This is a genomic window from Undibacterium parvum, assembly GCF_003955735.1.
Lineage (GTDB): Bacteria > Pseudomonadota > Gammaproteobacteria > Burkholderiales > Burkholderiaceae_D > Undibacterium > Undibacterium parvum.
Genome location: NZ_CP034464.1, coordinates 4,881,988 through 4,898,997 on the forward strand (window position 1 = coordinate 4,881,988; position 17,010 = coordinate 4,898,997).

At 51.6% G+C, this 17,010-nt stretch carries 12 protein-coding genes; 6 read left to right on the plus strand and 6 right to left on the minus strand.

The window, feature by feature from the left end; all coding sequences use genetic code 11:
- Nucleotides 1-35 precede the first annotated feature (35 nt).
- Nucleotides 36-1,109 (plus strand): hypothetical protein, encoded by a 1,074-nt coding sequence (locus tag EJN92_RS21265; RefSeq protein ID WP_126129667.1) that lies wholly within the window; start codon nucleotides 36-38, stop codon nucleotides 1,107-1,109.
- Entirely contained in the window at nucleotides 1,106-2,794 is a 1,689-nt protein-coding gene (recJ, locus tag EJN92_RS21270) for a single-stranded-DNA-specific exonuclease RecJ (RefSeq protein WP_126129668.1), read from the plus strand. Before EJN92_RS21265 ends, recJ begins: the two co-directional genes overlap by 4 nt.
- 152 nt (nucleotides 2,795-2,946) lie before the next feature.
- On the opposite strand, the gene EJN92_RS21275 is transcribed toward recJ, so the two are convergent.
- From EJN92_RS21275 to EJN92_RS21290, 4 genes are all read right to left on the minus strand, one after another.
- The gene (locus tag EJN92_RS21275; RefSeq protein WP_126129669.1) at nucleotides 2,947-5,070 is read right to left on the minus strand and encodes a M13 family metallopeptidase; all 2,124 of its coding nucleotides are present in this window, start codon (nucleotides 5,068-5,070) and stop codon (nucleotides 2,947-2,949) included.
- A gap of 89 nt (nucleotides 5,071-5,159) precedes the next feature.
- Entirely contained in the window at nucleotides 5,160-5,624 is a 465-nt protein-coding gene (locus EJN92_RS21280) for a hypothetical protein (protein ID WP_126129670.1), read from the minus strand.
- A 166-nt stretch (nucleotides 5,625-5,790) separates the two neighbouring features.
- Nucleotides 5,791-6,576, minus strand: a complete 786-nt coding sequence (locus tag EJN92_RS21680; protein WP_194074952.1) for a hypothetical protein — start codon at nucleotides 6,574-6,576, stop codon at nucleotides 5,791-5,793.
- 205 nt (nucleotides 6,577-6,781) lie between these two features.
- Nucleotides 6,782-8,473 (minus strand): L-lactate permease, encoded by a 1,692-nt coding sequence (locus EJN92_RS21290; protein WP_126129671.1) that lies wholly within the window; start codon nucleotides 8,471-8,473, stop codon nucleotides 6,782-6,784.
- Between the two features lie 285 nt (nucleotides 8,474-8,758).
- On the opposite strand from EJN92_RS21290, the gene EJN92_RS21295 reads away from it, so the two are divergent.
- Nucleotides 8,759-9,496, plus strand: a complete 738-nt coding sequence (locus EJN92_RS21295; RefSeq protein WP_126129672.1) for a carbonic anhydrase family protein — start codon at nucleotides 8,759-8,761, stop codon at nucleotides 9,494-9,496.
- A gap of 132 nt (nucleotides 9,497-9,628) precedes the next feature.
- On the opposite strand, the gene EJN92_RS21300 is transcribed toward EJN92_RS21295, so the two are convergent.
- A complete protein-coding gene (locus tag EJN92_RS21300) occupies nucleotides 9,629-10,951 on the minus strand; it encodes a M48 family metallopeptidase (RefSeq protein WP_126129673.1) in 1,323 nt (440 codons plus the stop codon).
- A 372-nt stretch (nucleotides 10,952-11,323) separates the two neighbouring features.
- The gene (locus tag EJN92_RS21305; protein ID WP_126129674.1) at nucleotides 11,324-12,088 is read right to left on the minus strand and encodes an OmpW/AlkL family protein; all 765 of its coding nucleotides are present in this window, start codon (nucleotides 12,086-12,088) and stop codon (nucleotides 11,324-11,326) included.
- Nucleotides 12,089-12,594: 506 nt separating this feature from the next.
- Between EJN92_RS21305 and EJN92_RS21310 the strand changes: the two genes are divergently transcribed.
- The 3 genes from EJN92_RS21310 to leuA all read left to right on the plus strand — a co-directional run bounded on the left by EJN92_RS21310 (nucleotide 12,595) and on the right by leuA (nucleotide 16,769).
- Complete coding sequence (locus EJN92_RS21310) at nucleotides 12,595-14,439, plus strand: PAS domain-containing sensor histidine kinase (RefSeq protein ID WP_126129675.1); 1,845 nt, start codon at nucleotides 12,595-12,597, stop codon at nucleotides 14,437-14,439.
- A 311-nt stretch (nucleotides 14,440-14,750) separates the two neighbouring features.
- Entirely contained in the window at nucleotides 14,751-14,900 is a 150-nt protein-coding gene (locus EJN92_RS21505; protein ID WP_157984417.1) for a hypothetical protein, read from the plus strand.
- 147 nt (nucleotides 14,901-15,047) lie between these two features.
- The gene (gene leuA / locus EJN92_RS21315; protein ID WP_126129676.1) at nucleotides 15,048-16,769 is read left to right on the plus strand and encodes a 2-isopropylmalate synthase; all 1,722 of its coding nucleotides are present in this window, start codon (nucleotides 15,048-15,050) and stop codon (nucleotides 16,767-16,769) included.
- Nucleotides 16,770-17,010: the final 241 nt, after the last annotated feature.

A 17,010-nucleotide genomic window follows, 5' to 3' on the forward strand; every position in this document is an offset into this window, starting at 1 on the left:
CGCTAGTTTGCCACACTATGCCCTACAATACTGCTATGAGCCATTTACAAATTATTCTTCCCTTCGGTATTCCACCGGCCGCCTTAGCACCCGATCTGCAGCGCGCACTACTCGCCCCCAGCCTACGCACACCAGCGCTGGCCAAACTACTGACCTGTGCCACACAAGGAAAAACCGAGTTAGCAGCGGATTTTGCAAGGCTACTGCCGCATGAAGCCTGGCTCGCAGGCCATTTTAGGCCGGAAACCCGCATGGATACTGCGCATGCCAATTCTAGCTTGCCCAATCCGCGTCTATGTAGCCCGGCCAACACGCATGCCAAGATGCAAGAACTGGGATTGACCGTGAACGAAGGCTATTGGTTCACTTTTAGTCCTGTCCACATCCACATCGCGCGCGATCATCTGGTGCTCACCGACCAACGTCGCCTCGCGATTGCAGAGCAAGAAGCGCTTACGCTGTTTCAGGCCGCGGCCGCCATGTGCGCAGAACTAGGCAAGACTTTGCTGTACGGTGACGCCAAAACCTGGTTCTTGCGCGCCGATGACTGGCAGCATTTGCAGACCTCGACCATGGATGCCGCTTGTGGCCACAACATCGACATCTGGATGCCTAAGGGTGAGCAAGAAAGAGCCTGGCGCAAACTGCAAAACGAGATACAGATGCTATGGCATATCCACCCTATCAATGCGCAACGCGAAACACTTGGGCAGAACATCATCAATTCGGCCTGGCTGCATAGCGGCAGCGCTGCCCTGATGCTACAGGCTAAGCATTTCCGGTCAGATGCCGACTTAGCGCAGGTATTCGCTGCCAGCCAGCGCGAAGGAGCGTCCACCCTGGTGCTCGATGGCTTTTTGGAGCCCGCCCTCAACAGCGATTGGTCTTACTGGTTAGACGCCATGCACAGCTTAGAAGACCAGTGGTGCGTGGCACTACTGCAAGCACTCAAGGATAAGCAAATACAGCGCTTGGACTTGGTGTTTAGCGATGCCAGCAGCCTGACCACGTTCAGCCTGACGCCACGCCATCTGTGGAAATTCTGGGCCAAGCCCACACTGACACCGGTATTTTCTCTGCCGCAAAATAACTCAGAAGAGTCCGCATGACACGCCTTAGCATACGCCCCTACTCACTCAAACAATCTGAGACTCTGCGCCAAAGCGGCCTACATCCAGTCTTGGCGCGCCTGTTCGCGGCGCGCGGGGTCGCCGACAGCAGCGAACTGGCAACTGAACTACCGGCCTTGATAGCACCGACCGCCTTGCTGCACATAGACAAAGCCGCCGTGTTTTTGGCCGACGCCATCGCCGCCAACAAAAAAATGGTGATCGTGGCTGATTACGATTGTGACGGTGCCACGGCCTGCGCGGTGGGCTTGCGTGGTTTGCGCATGCTAGGCGCGCTGGTCGATTACATTGTGCCTAACCGTTTTGAATACGGCTACGGGCTAACGCCAGAGATCGTGGCATTGACCGCCAGAGAAAAATCGCCCGACATCATCGTCACGGTCGACAATGGCATCGCCAGCATCGATGGTGTGGCAGCGGCCAATGCGATGGGCATACAGGTGGTGATTACCGATCACCATTTACCGGCCGACAGCCTGCCCGACGCCGCTGTCATCGTTAACCCGAATCAGCCAGCTTGCGGCTTCCCAAGTAAAAATCTGGCCGGTGTCGGCGTGATGTTTTATGTCTTGCTAGCCCTGCGTGCCGAACTACGCAAGCGCGGCGTATTCGATAGCCAAAGCCAGCCCAAGCTCGATGTCTTACTCGATCTGGTGGCGCTGGGCACTGTGGCCGACGTGGTTAAGCTCGATCCGAATAATCGCATACTGGTGGCACAAGGTCTCAAGCGCATGCGCAGCGGTCGCATGCATGCCGGAGTTGCCGCGCTGTTTCGGGTGGCAGGTAGAGATAGCCATAAAGCCAGCCCGTTTGATCTCGGCTTTGCAGTCGGGCCGCGCCTCAATGCCGCCGGTAGACTGGCCGATATGGCGCTGGGCATAGAATGTCTGACCACCGATGACGAGGGCCGCGCCTGGCAAATTGCGCAAGAACTCAATAGCATCAACGCCGACCGTAAAGACATAGAGCGTGATATGCAAGACGCGGCGCTCTTGCATCTGGATGATTTTCAAGCCGCAGCCAGCCACACCATTAGCGTCTTTGATGAGAGCTGGCATCAAGGCGTAATAGGCATCGTTGCCTCGCGTTTAAAAGATAAATTTTTCCGCCCTACTATCACTTTCGCGCCCGGCGATGCAGGCTTAATGAAGGGTTCGGGCCGCTCTATACCTGGATTTCATCTGCGCGATGCGCTCGATTTAGTCTCCAAACACTCCCCTACCCTGATCCAAAAATTTGGTGGGCACGCGATGGCGGCTGGCTTGACGATACGAAGTGAGGACTTTCCGGCTTTCCAAAAAGCCTTTGAAGCAGTTGGCCAGAGTTGGCTCAAGCAAGAGCAATTAGAGCGCATCATAGAAACCGATGGCGCGCTGGAAGACGCTTACTTCACCACCGACTTTATCGATCTGCTGGCAGCGCAAGTATGGGGCCAGGGCTTTGCCGCGCCGGTATTTTGCGACGACTTCAAACTAATCTCACAACGCATACTCAAAGAGCGCCATCTAAAAATGGTCTTGGAAAAAAACGGCCTGCGTTATGACGCGATCTGGTTCGGTCACACCGACAGTTTCGGCGACAAGGTCAAGGTCGCATTCCGGCTTGATGTGAATGAATACAATGGCGTCACCAAGGTGCAGTTATTGGTGGAGCATGTGGAGTGAAGCTGAGCCCGACTTAGATTCCCCACACGGTCATTCAAATAATTTTTACCAGCTAGCCCAGCGCGCATAGTCCATGCGGGCTGCAGCCTGGCATGGCCTGCAAGGCGCATGGGATATGCGCCTCTGGCCATGTGGGAACTTCTAAAAACCCACTACCAGACTCGCACGCGTGCCTTCGGGGCCAGATACAGACGCTGCCCGGTTTGCACATTAAACGCCGGATACCAGGCATCCAGATTGCGTACCGTCAGCACCCGGTAGGCGGCCGGCGCATGCCCGTTCGTGGCGATCTGATTACGCAGGGCTGGCTCTCTGAATTTATTCCGCCAACTCTCGGCGTAGGCCAGGAAAAACTCATGATCGCTCGCTTCATTAGCGTTTGTCACGCTGCTGCGATAAGCGTTATATGCCACTTGCAAGCCAGCCAAATCGGCAATATTTTCATCCAGAGTTTGCTGCCCATTAATGGCCAGATCTGGAAATGGTTTATACGCCGAATATTGCGCCACCAGCGCCTTGGAGGATTTTTGAAAATGTGCCAGGTCAGCTTTACTCCACCAGTTTCTCAGCTCGCCTTTGGCATCGAACTGCGCACCTGAGTCATCAAAACTATGACTGATCTCATGGCCTATGATGGCACCGATGGCACCGTAATTCACGGCATCGCTGGCAGTCAGATCAAAAAACGGCGCCTGTAAAATCGCAGCGGGGAAGTTTAAGGCGTTTTGCATAGGCATGTTGACGGCATTGACCTCTTGCGGGTTCATGCACCATTCGGTGGCATCCACCGCTTTACCTAGTTTGGCTTTGGCCTGCTGGTAAGCAAAAATCTCGGCACGTTCCTGATTACCATAGGCGTCAGTGGCACTCACTTGCAAGCCCGAATAATCACGCCATTTATCCGGGTAGCCTACCCCCACATACATGGCCTTGAGCTTGGCTTGCGCTTCGGCTTTGGTGCTCGCTGCCATCCAATCGAGAGCGCTGATACGTTGGCTAAACGCAGCCAGAATATTCACCACCATGCCCTGCACTTTGGCCTTGGCTTGCGGTGAAAAATGCTGCTCGGCATACAGCTTACCGAGTACTTCACCCAAAGAATGATTGGTGGCTGCCACCGCATTTTTCCAGCGCGGCGCGGGCTCAGGTGTACCGTTTAAGGCGGCTCCATAAAAGGCAAACTTTTGATCGACAAAGGCTTGCGGCAAGACCGAGGCGCGCTGATTGATGGCATGAAAACGTAAGTAATCCTTCCAACTATCGATAGAAATCGCCGCCACCAGTTTGGCAGCACCCTTCAAAGCAGTCGGGTGCCAGACCATAAAAGAAGTTTGATCAGCAAGGCCGGCCGCGGCGAAATACGCATCCCAATCCAGACCGCGGGCTTGCTTCACAAAATCCGATTTACGCCAGGAAGTATCGGCTTTCAAGACATTCGAGCTGATTTCTCGGCTGACATGACTACGCGCGATCTGCGTCTCTAATGCCATCACGCGACCCGCCGCAGCCTCGGCATCTGCCACCCCAGCCAGACCTAGCATGCTGGCGATATGCGCCTGATACTTGAGACGCAAAGCCGCCATTTTTGGATTGCGCGAGACATAATATTCGCGATCCGGCATGCCCAAGCCGCCTTGCAATAAATAGCCGGTATAGCGACTATGATCATGAAAACCTTGGGCTACCCACAGGCCGAACAGATTCTCGGTAGACAAATTGGTGGCATTGATAGGATCGACATCGGCGCGCAATTGCTGCCCCAGATAACTGGATAAAGCCGACTTATTCGTCAGTGCATCGATGCGCTGCAATTGCGCTTGCAACGGTGCCAGACCCAATTGATGAATGCTCGCCATATCCAGATAGGCTTGATAAAAATCGGAGACTTTGCGCGCCTCACTGCCGGCCGCTGCTTGCGCGGCTTGCTCTATCAGCTTAAGAACTTTTTTATCGGTGTCTTCACTCAACTGCCCAAATATGCCCCAACTGCTTTTGTCTGCCGGGATCTCCGTGGCGTCTTCCCAACCGCCATTGGCGTAGCGATTAAAATCATCGCCCGCAGCGACACGGCTATCCATGCCACTGCGACTGGCCGTAGGATTACTGATTGTGGAAGTACCGGCTGGCGCTTGCACGATGGCGCCCTGTTGCGCGCTTGCTGGTACGGCCAGCAATACGCCCGGCAAGGCCAGCATGAGAGCCAGACTGAGCTTACGCAAACTAGCGGGTAACTCGCCACGCTGGGCTGAGGACTTAAAACGGATAGCATTTTTCATAGGGTCTCTCGATTTTTATAGTTGCTTTTTTTTGGGGGGGGGATTTAGGCGTTTGGATCGCTTCGCCTAGAAAAAGTTCAGCCTGATTTTTACTTAAAGAACAGAAGCATCCGACAAAGCACGCCAGTCAGCAGCACCGCCAGATCATTGAGCGAAAAATGCAGCACCAGGCTCAGCTTGCCGCTCAGAATAAAATATTCCAGGCTGGGCACCAGCACCAGCCAGGCACATCCGGCGAAGATCAACAGGCCCGCTATCCGGCCTATGTGAGCGCGCATGCTCTGATCAAAAGCAGCTGGCTCACCAGCGTTTAGCAAGACATCCGAGGCCATAGATAGAGCAATCAAAAGCGCCAGCGGCGCGATCATGCTGGTCCAAAACAAGGGCAGATGCAGAGCCAGGGAGAGTAAAGCTAGCCCGGTGTCCCAACGTAACGCTGGGATCACCATACTGATGCTGTCGTAACGCTCTTTGAGCAAGCTGGCTAGCATCAGCAGCACGATGAACTTACTGCTAACACCTAAAAATTTTAACAAAGCACTGAGCTTAAACATGGGGGAATTAAACCAATCTTGGAAATTGCAGGCCAGCCCATTATAAAGATGCCATGCCGCCACTGCGCATATTCCATGCGGGCTGCAGCACGGCATGGCTGGAAAGCCGCATGGAATATGCGTCTTGGGTTAGCATCAAAAATAGTCTAGCGCAAGCAACAAGCGCTTATTTGGCAGGCGCGCTGGGTGGATTGATGGTTTCGGCGGGCAGCGCAGTAGTATTGTTGCCGGTGCCGCTTTTGGCTGGAATTGTCGCAGTAGCGGGAGCCGTTGCCAAAGGCAGGGGCGCAGCCGGTGGCAGGCATCCGCTAGCTTGACCCAAACCTTTTAGAAATGCCCTACGCACGATGCCGGCCGCCAGCGCAGCAGTGACATCTTTAGAGTGCTTATCGGCGCCAGAAAAACGTCGTATCCAGCTACGAAAGGGAATCACGCCTTCGACCGTACTACGCAAGGCGCCGACTGCCGCATTGCTTAATTCAGACTGCCCCTGATCGAATAGGCTTGCCACCTGACTGCCGGTAGTCGCATCCAGATCCGGGCCTATGATGCGATCCAAGGCGGTTATTTCGGCACCGATAGCGTCGCAGCTTTTATCCGATGGGAGTATATACGGCCCCTTCATAGCGGCATTTAACTCAGGCGAAATCTCAGTGCGTATCAGATTAAAATCACTCAAAGGAGAAGTTACAGCACCGATGACCTGGGTATCCATGGCAGGCTTACTCATGCTGCCGCTAGCTGGCGCAGATTTTTCGCTGACGGCTGCATCCTTAGTGTTGGCACTGGTACCAGTAGGCGTGCTGGCAGGATTGTCCGCGGTAGCGCAGCCACACAGTGCGAGTCCTAGCAGCAAGCCAGCACAGAGTTGTGCGACGCTGCGATCGCCTGAACTGGCCCGTGCTGCGCGCGCGCATAAGTCTGAGTGCTGCGTGTCTAAAAATTTATTCATGTACTTGAGATTTCCTGAATGGTCTATGGTGGACATCGAAATTACCGCTAACTGAGCATGCCAGCTAGCAATCTACTTAAGCGAAAGTGTAACGCGATTTGACGCTGGTATGGGCATTCTGGCATAGCACAAGATGAAAACAAAAAAGGCGACCCGCAGGTCGCCTTTGACATTAGCAATTAACTTAGCTGCTTAGTTTCGCAACTCAATACACCAATAAAGTAAATGGATAGACGTAGGCCTGCAAGAATACGAACAGACCGACTAACAGCGCCAGCGCCAGGCTATGGAAGAACACAAAACGCAAGATCTCACTCTCATGTCCATACCAACGGGTGGCGGTACTGGCCACCACGATGCTCTGGGCATCGATCATTTTACCCATCACACCACCCGAACTATTTGCCGCCGCCATCAAGACTGGGCTCAGACCAAGTTGCTCGGCGGTGGTTTTCTGCAAGCCGCCAAACAAGACATTGGCGGCAGTATCAGAACCGGTCAACGCCACTCCCAACCAACCGAGCAAAGTACCGAAAATAGGATACATCATGCCGGTATGCGCAAACACCAAGCCCAGACTGGCATCGGTACCAGAAAAGCGGGTCAGATAGCCCAGCGCCAGCATCAAGACTATCGTCAATAAAGAGTAACGTACCAGCCAGATGGTGCGGAAATAAATACGGAACAAATCAAGCAAGCGATATTTCATCATCAAGCCTGCCAAGATAGACGCAATAAAGATACCGGTACCGGTGGCCGACAACCAGTTCAGGGTATAAATCGCCGCTTCTTTATGCGGCTTAGCGACCACTGGTGCCACTTTTTCGACCAGATTATGTAAGCCAGTAAAAGGGATCTTGAACACAGAAATTCCATCTACCCATTTTTTAAATTCTGGCACGCCCCAGATAAAGACCAGCGCGGTAAGGATGACCCAAGGCATCCACGCCATGACCAAAGCACGTCTATCATGTTTCTGAAACATAGCAGCGCCAGCATCTGACTGATGCGACTGGGCGCCGCTCAAATCAGCGCTACCAGACTCTGCCTCACGTCCTTTCAGCGAAGTAGAAGTCCAGATTTTTTTCGGCTGCCACACTTTGAGAAACAAAATCAGGCTGACCATAGAGACAATCGCGGCCACCACATCGACCAACCAGGGACCGTGAAAATTCGAGACCAGATATTGCGGAATTGCGAAGCTTAAACCCGCCACCAGGATCGCTGGCCAAATTTGCAGCATGCCCCTAAAACCAGCAAAAGCCCAGATCAACCAGAAAGGTACCAGCAAAGAAAACAAGGGCAATTGTCGCCCTATCATGCCGGACAATTGCATCAAGTCGATGCCGGTCACGGCCGCCAATGCGATCACCGGCGTGCCCAATGCGCCATACGCGACCGGCGCGGTATTGGCGATCAGGCATAGGCCAGAAGCGGCCAACGGTGAGAAGCCCAGACCTATCATAATGGCCGCAGTAACTGCGACCGGTGTGCCAAAACCGGCTGCGCCTTCAAAGAAAGCGCCGAAGCAAAATGCAATCAGCAATAGCTGTATGCGTCTGTCATCAGTGATACCGGTCAGGCTATCCTGCAAGACTTTAAACGAGCCGTTTTCTATGGTCAGCTGATGTAAGAAAATAATATTAAGGACGATCCAGCCTATAGGCAGAAGCCCAAAAGCGGCGCCGTAACCCGCCGCATTCCATGCCAGACCGGCAGGCATACCAAAACCAAATATCGCCACCAGCAGGGCACTGATCAAACCCAAGCCGGCCGCGTAATGCGCCTTCATATGCGCAAACGCGATACATCCCAGCATCACCACCACCGGGATTGCCGCCATCAAGGCCGACAACCAAATATTCCCCAAAGGGTCATACACCTGACTCCACACCATACCGTCTCCCAATTATTTTTAGTAGTTAAACTCTAAGTTCATAGCGAAACGATGGTACAACAGGGCACAGCGTAGAAATCATCGTGCCTAGCTGAAATGAATTTGACGTTTGCTTGAACTAAATTGATGCATTACTACGAAGCAATTAATTTCGGCGAGCATCCTCCCGACGCTCAGCAAAGCGATATTTGTTCGATATTGTTGCTTTTCTCGAAAGTTTAGCTATCCTGTTCAGGTAGTTCGATGTTTAACAAAGACGCTAAAAAACCTCTAGGAGCAATTCACATGATTTCTAATTATTCAAAAAAGCTGACGCAATTCACGCTTGCTTTAACCACCGCCATCTTGCTCAGCGCCTGTGCTAGCCCTGAAGTTGCCAGCACAAAAACCAATGATGTAGTGGCGATGAATAAGGCCAAACAAGACAAAACCAGCCCGGATATGGCGATTAAGATGCTGCAAGAAGGCAATACCAGATTTATCTCAGGGGCGATGCTGAAACGTGATCTGAACGCTCAGGTGAAAGCCACCGGACACGACGGTCAGTTTCCGTTTGCCAGTGTGGTCAGTTGTATCGATTCGCGCACTGAACCGGCACTGGTCTTTGATCAAGGCATAGGCGATATTTTTCATGCTTCAGTCGCCGGAAATTTTGTTAATGAAGATATTCTGGGGAGTTTAGAGTACGCCGCTAAGGTCGCGGGTTCCAAAGCCATCATTATTTTAGGTCACACGCATTGCGGCGCGGTCAAAGGCGCATGTGACAATGCGGCACTGGGCAATTTAACCCAATTGATCGCAAAAATCACTCCGGCAGTCAAGGCCACACCCGATACCCACGGTAGTGATCGCAGCTCTAAAAACCATCACTTTGTCGATGCAGCAGCCGAGATGAACGTGAAAATGACAGTGCAAGCGGTTACAGAAAAAAGCCCGGTGTTAAAGGAGATGGTCGACAAAGGTCAGATTAAAGTGGTCGGTGCGATGTTAGATGTAGAAACAGGCAAAGTGGTTTTTTATTGATTTGCTTAGTTGAGCTTAGTTAATCTACTTAATTAAACTATTCGTTTAGCGACTGATGCAGAAATTCAAAAAATTTCTGCATCAGCTAATTTTAGACAAACCTGATAGCGACACTCAGAAAACTAAAAACGCTTAGGGTGCCTGCCAATGCTCCGCCTTCCAGCGCATCGCCATATAGATGCGTTTCTTGGGTGCAGGATGGTCGTAGAAAAAGAATTCTTCTATATCGCTGGGATTAGCTTTGCGATATTCGGTCAGTTTTAGATGCGCCTCGGCCATGCCATCGGCCTGCTGCGAGGTATTGATACCAAAGGCGTCGGCCTCTACTTCCGAGCTGCGTATGGTGGTATTAAAGACCGGCGTCATGACAAATAAATACACAGAAAACAATGCTGCCAACAGCGGCAAGCCAACCGGATCAGCCTGATCGCGTATCCCCCAGCGTTGCCCCCAACGACGCAGCGCCCAGGCATAGCTGGTTTTTACAAAAGCAAAACCGACTACCAACAAGACGCCAAAAGTGAGCAAGAAATGATACACATGATTGAGCACGTAATGACCTAACTCGTGCCCCATCACCGCCTCTATCTCTGGCTGCGAAGTACGCTTGAGCAAATTGTCATTGAGTCTGACCGCTGCGCTACCGAAGATGCCGCTGACATTGGCACTGATACGATTACTCTGTTTAGAGGCGTCAAATTGATACACGTTATCAGCGGGTACACCGTTGGCACGTGCCATAGACAAGATCGGCTGCTTCACTTTCTCATCGCTCAGCGCGGTATAGGTATTAAACAAGGGATCGATATAGGTGGGCCCGATCAACATCATAAAGGCCATGAAAGCCACGCTTAACACAGCACCCCAAATCCACCAGGTCTGCACCAGCCTACGCATCACCACAAAAATCAGGGAGATGAACAAGGTGCCGACCACCATGGCAAGCGCAAAATTCAATAGAAAATCACTGAACCAAGGTCCGAAACTTTGATTCGCAAGTCCATACAAATGCTCGCGAAAATAACGTTGATAGACGTCCAGAGGTGCACTCAAGATGCTGCTGAGCAAAGTAAATGCTGCAATCAAGATGGCGTTATTGAGCCAGCGCCTTTGACTATGCTGCTCTAACTTATCGCGCAGTGCGACCAGAATACGGCTACTCAACAATACCCAAGAGGCCGCGATACCGACGACAAATCCTATCAATTGCAACCAATAGCCACCTTCAAAATAAGCATCCGACCTGGCCGTAGCCGCTGCCGGCAAACGCGCCATATAAGCAGCCGTCGCAGCCGCTGGATCGCGCGGCAAAGCAGCGCGCCAGGCATCAGTGGCAGGTGCGATCTCAGCTACTTTGCGGGAAATTTCGTTTTGGGATAGCGGCGCCATGTAGACAATGATGGCCGCCAAAGCCAACATCAGTAAGGCAATCAGCCAGAATGTTTTTTTCTGCAAGATAAGTCTCCGGTGAGGATGGTCACATTATTTTTTATAGATATCGTGTGCCGAGACAGCTTGGTAAGCCACGGGTAGGTGAATTATTTACCATCTTAGCAAGATGGGATAGTACTGGCTTTCTGACAAGTACACACATAGAAAGTTGCAGAGAGACGCAAAAAAGACGCGCGCTATCAGTACGCTTTTCTGCTTAAGCCGGGAGAGAGTTTTGCTGATGAGAGGAAAAACTAAGCTGGACGCAGACTAAATCTGGCGATGGGATTTCTATCGGACGGTCCGGCACCAACACCAGTGCCGTCCAATAGAAATTTAAGAAAAACGCGCGTTGAAGACAGGTCTTAAACGCGGAAAAAACCTATGCAACAACAATTAGAAACGGTAACCAACACTAGCGAAAGCGACCAGTGGATCTAAAGTCAAAGTAGTATTGCTTTTTGCTAAGACCGTCCCCTTATACGTCGTAGTCAAATTAGCTTCTGTTTTCAACTTAACATAGGACAGTGAAAAATTCGCGTACCAGTTATCAGAAACTTCATAACTAACGCCGCCAGTGATAACCGGAGCAAAACCACTGCCTAAATCAGCTGAGGTAGCGATCGATGGGATTAACGAAGCTGGCAATTTTCCTTGGCTCAAAGCGACTATAGTACCGCCGACTCTTTGTTGAAATGCTGAAGTCAGTTCCACATCAGAATAACGTACGTAAGTCACACCACCACCAAGGTAAGGACGTAGCTTAGATTTTGAATTACCAAAGAAATATTTAACCAAGGCAGTAGGAGCCCACTGCTTAGCATCACCAATTTCGCCGACTGAAGCAAGACTACCTTCGCCGTGCAATTTATACGTCGGAGGCACACCCAAGTCAGCAGCAAATACAACATTATCCGTGTAGAAATAGTTGAGCGCAACGCCTAGAGTATTGGTAGCGTCAACACCTGCACCAGAGAGAGGGTCAGATTTTTGAACTGGGTATGTGAAAGCAAGTGGTGTGCTTGAGTCATTAGGTGCGATATGCGCCCAACCGACGTTTACAACCACACTGCCTGCGCTCTGCGCCATCACTGGTGCGGCGAAGCATGCGAATAGGGACAAGGCGGCGATTTTTGATACGACTGCGAATTTCTGTTGCATTTATCTACTCCAAAAGGACAATATATTTTTTACTTAACGGCCTCAGATAGCGCCGTCGGGGGAAGCCTTACTTAGTTTGTCCGCTGATGCAAAAGTTCCCAGCAAGAACTACAATTTGCTAAATTAAATTTCACATCAAAATTCTCAGATCTAAGCAAACAAGAAAAAACGAGTGACGCATCTACGATAGACTAAACGCAAATCAGAAAATGCTAGTTCAATCAGATTTCTCGCTCGCAATTCTAAGCCCTGCAGCCTAGAATAAATTAGAGTCTTTCCTCTTGCGGGCGCGCCCTGCTTGATACTCAGACCGATAGCGATAAATGCAGGACAAAAATTTTCCTTGCGGATACTTACGACAAATATGGCAATTCAATAAGCGCCATTGCGGTTTAACAAGGATGAACGCGCATTCCAGAGGTACAATTCAAAACTGGCATCAAGTGCCACAGAAAAAAGAAGGGCATACAACTTAGGTGCCGCGCATCACACCAACACAGCAAGCCATGAATAACGCCCCTCAAGAATCAGATTTTGGCGATGAAACTGCCGCCTATACGCGCTTAATACAGCGTGTACTCATTATCCTTTTGTTTATTTGCGCCTCTACTGTCATCGGAGCCGCAGTAAGTCAGGCACTCAGTTTTTCTAGAGTCTTAACGGTTTTGGCTTTATTGCTGATCGCTAGCCTGAGTTATTTGCAATTGCCGTATTCAATACGGCGTAGCACTCAGGTTCTGGTGCTCGGTTTGTGGCTGGGCGTATCGGTCTCTACCTTCATTTTTGCCGGCGTGCATAGTGCCAATCTTTTGACTTACCCATTTCTGATTGCGCTCGCTGGCTGGATACTTGGTCGTCGTTGGTTGCTAGCGGTGACCGCTATCAGCGTGCTGTTTATTTTGGCACTAGGCTTAGGAGAATTGACCGGAGTCTATCACCCTACAGCAAGGGCGCCGGTCTTGGTGGTGGTGTCAACCGTAATTGGTAATTTGCTGGCGATCGCTTTTTTAACACAGACAGCCTACCGCAGTCTGACCCATCAACGTGACCATGCGATCGCATTATCAGCACAATTGGCCAGCCAAAACCACAGCTTGGAACAAGGCAAGCGCGATTTGCGATTAATCCTCGATCACGTACCGGCCGGTGTTGCCTCGCTTGATGCCGAGGCGATACTACGCTTCAGCAATGCCCGTTATGCCGAATTATTTGGCGCTCAGGCAGAGGACCTACTCGCAAAAAAAATTACCGACTACATGTCCCCCGAAGGTCTGGTATTTATGACCCCGTATTGGGAACTCTGCCTGAAGGGTGAAGTCACCGGGTATCGACGGTCCTATCAAGATCCGCACACTGGTCAAGCACGCGTCGTCGATGTCATGATGGAACCAGAAATAAGCCAAGACAATGCAGTGACCGGTGTCTTTGCCCTAGTGATAGACGTCACCGATAAACTGCATGCTGAGCAGCAAATCCGCGATCTCAATGAAAGCCTGGAGCAACGCGTAGTGCAACGTACCGCAGAGCTTGAGTCTGCCATGAGCAAACTGCAAAGGACACAAGAAGAGTTGGCCCGCAGTGAAACTAAGGCCACTCTCAACACCTTGGTCGCGAGTGTCTCGCACGAACTCAGTACGCCTATGGGTAACTGCCTGATGACCGCGCACACACTCTTTGACCAAGGCAAAAGTTTTCAACTAGCTTTAGAGAGCAATCAAATTAAACGCTCAGACCTGAGCAACTTCATCAACGCTGTCACCCAGGGCAATGATCTGATGCTACGCAATGTACAGCGTGCAGCCGAGCTACTAAAAACCTTCCGGCAGGTGGCCAATGATCAGGCCAGCGAGCAACTGCGCGCCTTTGATTTAGCCCAGATGCTAACTGAAGTGATTGATACCCTAGCGCCGAGCTTAAAGCGTTACCCACATCAACTAATGCTAGACATCCCCTACGGCATACGCATGCATAGCCTGCCAGGCGCACTCGGACAAGTGACCATCAACCTGATCAATAACGCCTATTTACATGCCTTTGAAGGACGCGAAAATGGAGCCTTGCGCATTAGTGCCAAGCTCGTGGAGCAAGAAGTACATTTATTTTTTATCGATGATGGAGTCGGCATCCCGGAAGAAAATCTCAAACAATTATTTCAACCCTTTTTTACCACCAAGACTGGCAAAGGCGGCACCGGCTTAGGCATGGGCATCGTAGAAAACCTAGTTAACAAAACCCTCAACGGCACTATCAGCGTCAGTTCTGAAGTCGGCGTGGGCAGCTGCTTTGAAGTGCACCTGCCATTGAACGCGCCGGACGCACCACTCCCAGACCAGAATTCTGGTCAAACTTAATCACGCTTATCAGGCTTACCCCGCTTACCCCGCTTAATCACTCAAATATTAGCGCTTGACCAACTCACTAGCTATCGCTTACATTTAAGCCATGTACTCACTCTCCCTCACAGCCTCGGCCCCAGAATTCCAGCGCGCAACACGCTCGCTACTGGTATTGCCTACGCTGCTGCGACTAAGCACAGCGCTAAGTCGACTACGCTCGCTGCTAACACTCAAATAATAGCCAAGCACAGTTTCAGTTTAAGTTTCACTGCCACTGCGAGCCGCAAAAGTTATTCAGCAAGCCCAGATTTTTTTTTAAATACCACATGTCAAGCAGCGTAATTTCCACCAGCCACAGTAGCATTGCGAAGCCAGTACGGCAATTGCTTGCCTGCGCGCTGCGTCTTACTAGCCCGCTGCTGGTATTACTAGCACTGCCGGTGCTGCTAGCACTGCTGCGACTACTGATCGGTTAACTGGCCTCGCGTTCCTTGCATGTGGCTGTCAGTTAGCCTTGACGCCACCCCTCCCCACTTCGTAAATAGTTAGATTTAATCGCAAGCCTTAGCTAGCGCCAGACGCTCTGTGTCTCTGGCAAGGGCTGTGCTTTAAAAGGAATCCGCATGTCTACCACTAGCAAATACCGTCCTTTCCCACCCGTGCAATTGGCAGCACGCCGTTGGCCAGATCAGATCATCAGTAAGGCTCCAATCTGGATGAGTACCGATCTACGCGATGGCAATCAAGCCCTGATAGAACCGATGAACGCGACCAAAAAATTGAAATTTTTCGAGATGCTGGTGCGCATCGGCCTCAAAGAAATCGAGGTCGCCTTCCCTTCCGCTTCGGATACCGACTTTGACTTCGTGCGCAAACTCATTAGCGAGCAACGCATCCCGGATGACGTCACGATAGAAGTCTTGACGCAAGCGCGCCCGGACTTGATACGCCACACCATAGAGTCCTTGCAAGGTGCCAGGCGCGCGATTATTCATGTCTACAATCCTATCGCACCGGCGTTCCGGCGCATCGTGTTTGACAAATCGTGCGCACAGATCAAGGCGATTGCGACCGACGCCACCCACCTGATTAAGCAATTGACCGATCAGCGTCCAGAGACCGAATGGGTGTTTGAATACTCGCCCGAAACCTTCAGTATGGCCGAATTGGATTTCTCTAAAGAAGTCTGCGATGCAGTCTCCGCCATCTGGCAACCCAGCACCAGCAACAAGATGATTATCAACTTGCCCAGCACCGTAGAGTGCAGCACGCCCAATGTGTATGCCGACCAGATCGAATGGATGCATACGCATCTGGAGCGACGCGATGCCATCATTCTGAGCGTCCATCCGCACAATGACCGCGGCACCGCGGTGGCCTCAGCCGAACTGGCTCTGATGGCAGGTGCCGACCGGATTGAAGGCTGTTTATTCGGCAATGGTGAGCGTACCGGCAATGTCGATCTGGTGACGCTGGCCTTGAACTTGTACACGCAAGGCGTGCCGCCGGGTTTAGATTTTTCGGATATCGATGCGGTGCGTCAATGCGTGGAAAGCTGCAATCAATTGCCGGTACATCCCCGCCACCCTTACGTTGGAGATCTGGTGTTTACCGCCTTTTCCGGCTCACATCAAGACGCCATCAAAAAAGGCTTGGCGCAACAAAAGCCGGATGCTTTATGGGAGGTACCTTACTTACCGATAGATCCCGCCGATCTCGGTCGCAGCTACGATGCGGTGATCCGTGTCAACAGTCAGTCCGGCAAAGGCGGCATGGCCTATTTACTGCAACAGGAATACGGCTTGCACTTGCCGCGCCGCCTGCAAATTGAACTGAGTCGTGCCGTGCAAGCCGAGGCTGACCGCAGCGGCAATGAAATGACGGCGTCACAAATACACGCGATTTTTTGTCAGCACTATCTGAACCCGGCCCAGCAGACTAAGCCAACTGCGGCTGCCGGGCTGGCGCCCTACGTGTATCAAAGCCACCAAATACTGCAACACAGTAGAACGCCATCAGAGGCGGCGCACTTACCCTTGCGCATATCTCTGTTGCAGCATGCACAGCCAAAAGCGGTGCATGCTGCAACACATGGCACAATTGAGGATATTTTGCAGGCGCTGGCATCTTTAGGGGTCAATCTTCAGCTAATGGATCAGCAACAGCACAGACTAGGCACTGGCCAACAGAGCGAGAGCGTCAGCTACGTAGAATTGCGGGTCGATCACGGTAGTAGCCAGTTTGGCGTCGGCATCGCCAGCGATACCATCAAAGCACAGCTACTCGCCATCCTCAATGCCATGAATCGCGCTGCGAGCAACACCGACTTGGCAAGTGCGGCTTAAGCTAGCATAAAACAAACCAATTGAAGCACACCGCCAGTGCGCATATTCCATGCGGGTCTTGAGGCATATGCCTTGGAGAACCGCATGGAATATGCGCGCTGGCGGCATGCCGTTTACAATCGTCTTTTTGCATCAGACGTATTAAGGACAATGCGCGGTAAATGCACGCTAAAATAGCGCCAGCCAACCAGCTTTCCGAGACGACTAGCCCGCCAACGCCAAGTTGGCGCGCGCCCAACCA

Bases quoted from the DNA above. Each gene is read 5' to 3' on its own strand.
- EJN92_RS21265 (WP_126129667.1), top strand. From the start codon at position 36: ATGAGCCATTTACAAATTATTCTTCCCTTCGGTATTCCACCGGCCGCC.
- recJ (WP_126129668.1), top strand. From the start codon at position 1,106: ATGACACGCCTTAGCATACGCCCCTACTCACTCAAACAATCTGAGACT.
- EJN92_RS21275 (WP_126129669.1), bottom strand. From the start codon at position 5,070: ATGAAAAATGCTATCCGTTTTAAGTCCTCAGCCCAGCGTGGCGAGTTA.
- EJN92_RS21280 (WP_126129670.1), bottom strand. From the start codon at position 5,624: ATGTTTAAGCTCAGTGCTTTGTTAAAATTTTTAGGTGTTAGCAGTAAG.
- EJN92_RS21680 (WP_194074952.1), bottom strand. From the start codon at position 6,576: ATGAATAAATTTTTAGACACGCAGCACTCAGACTTATGCGCGCGCGCA.
- EJN92_RS21290 (WP_126129671.1), bottom strand. From the start codon at position 8,473: ATGGTGTGGAGTCAGGTGTATGACCCTTTGGGGAATATTTGGTTGTCG.
- EJN92_RS21295 (WP_126129672.1), top strand. From the start codon at position 8,759: ATGATTTCTAATTATTCAAAAAAGCTGACGCAATTCACGCTTGCTTTA.
- EJN92_RS21305 (WP_126129674.1), bottom strand. From the start codon at position 12,088: ATGCAACAGAAATTCGCAGTCGTATCAAAAATCGCCGCCTTGTCCCTA.
- EJN92_RS21310 (WP_126129675.1), top strand. From the start codon at position 12,595: ATGAATAACGCCCCTCAAGAATCAGATTTTGGCGATGAAACTGCCGCC.
- EJN92_RS21505 (WP_157984417.1), top strand. From the start codon at position 14,751: ATGTCAAGCAGCGTAATTTCCACCAGCCACAGTAGCATTGCGAAGCCA.
- leuA (WP_126129676.1), top strand. From the start codon at position 15,048: ATGTCTACCACTAGCAAATACCGTCCTTTCCCACCCGTGCAATTGGCA.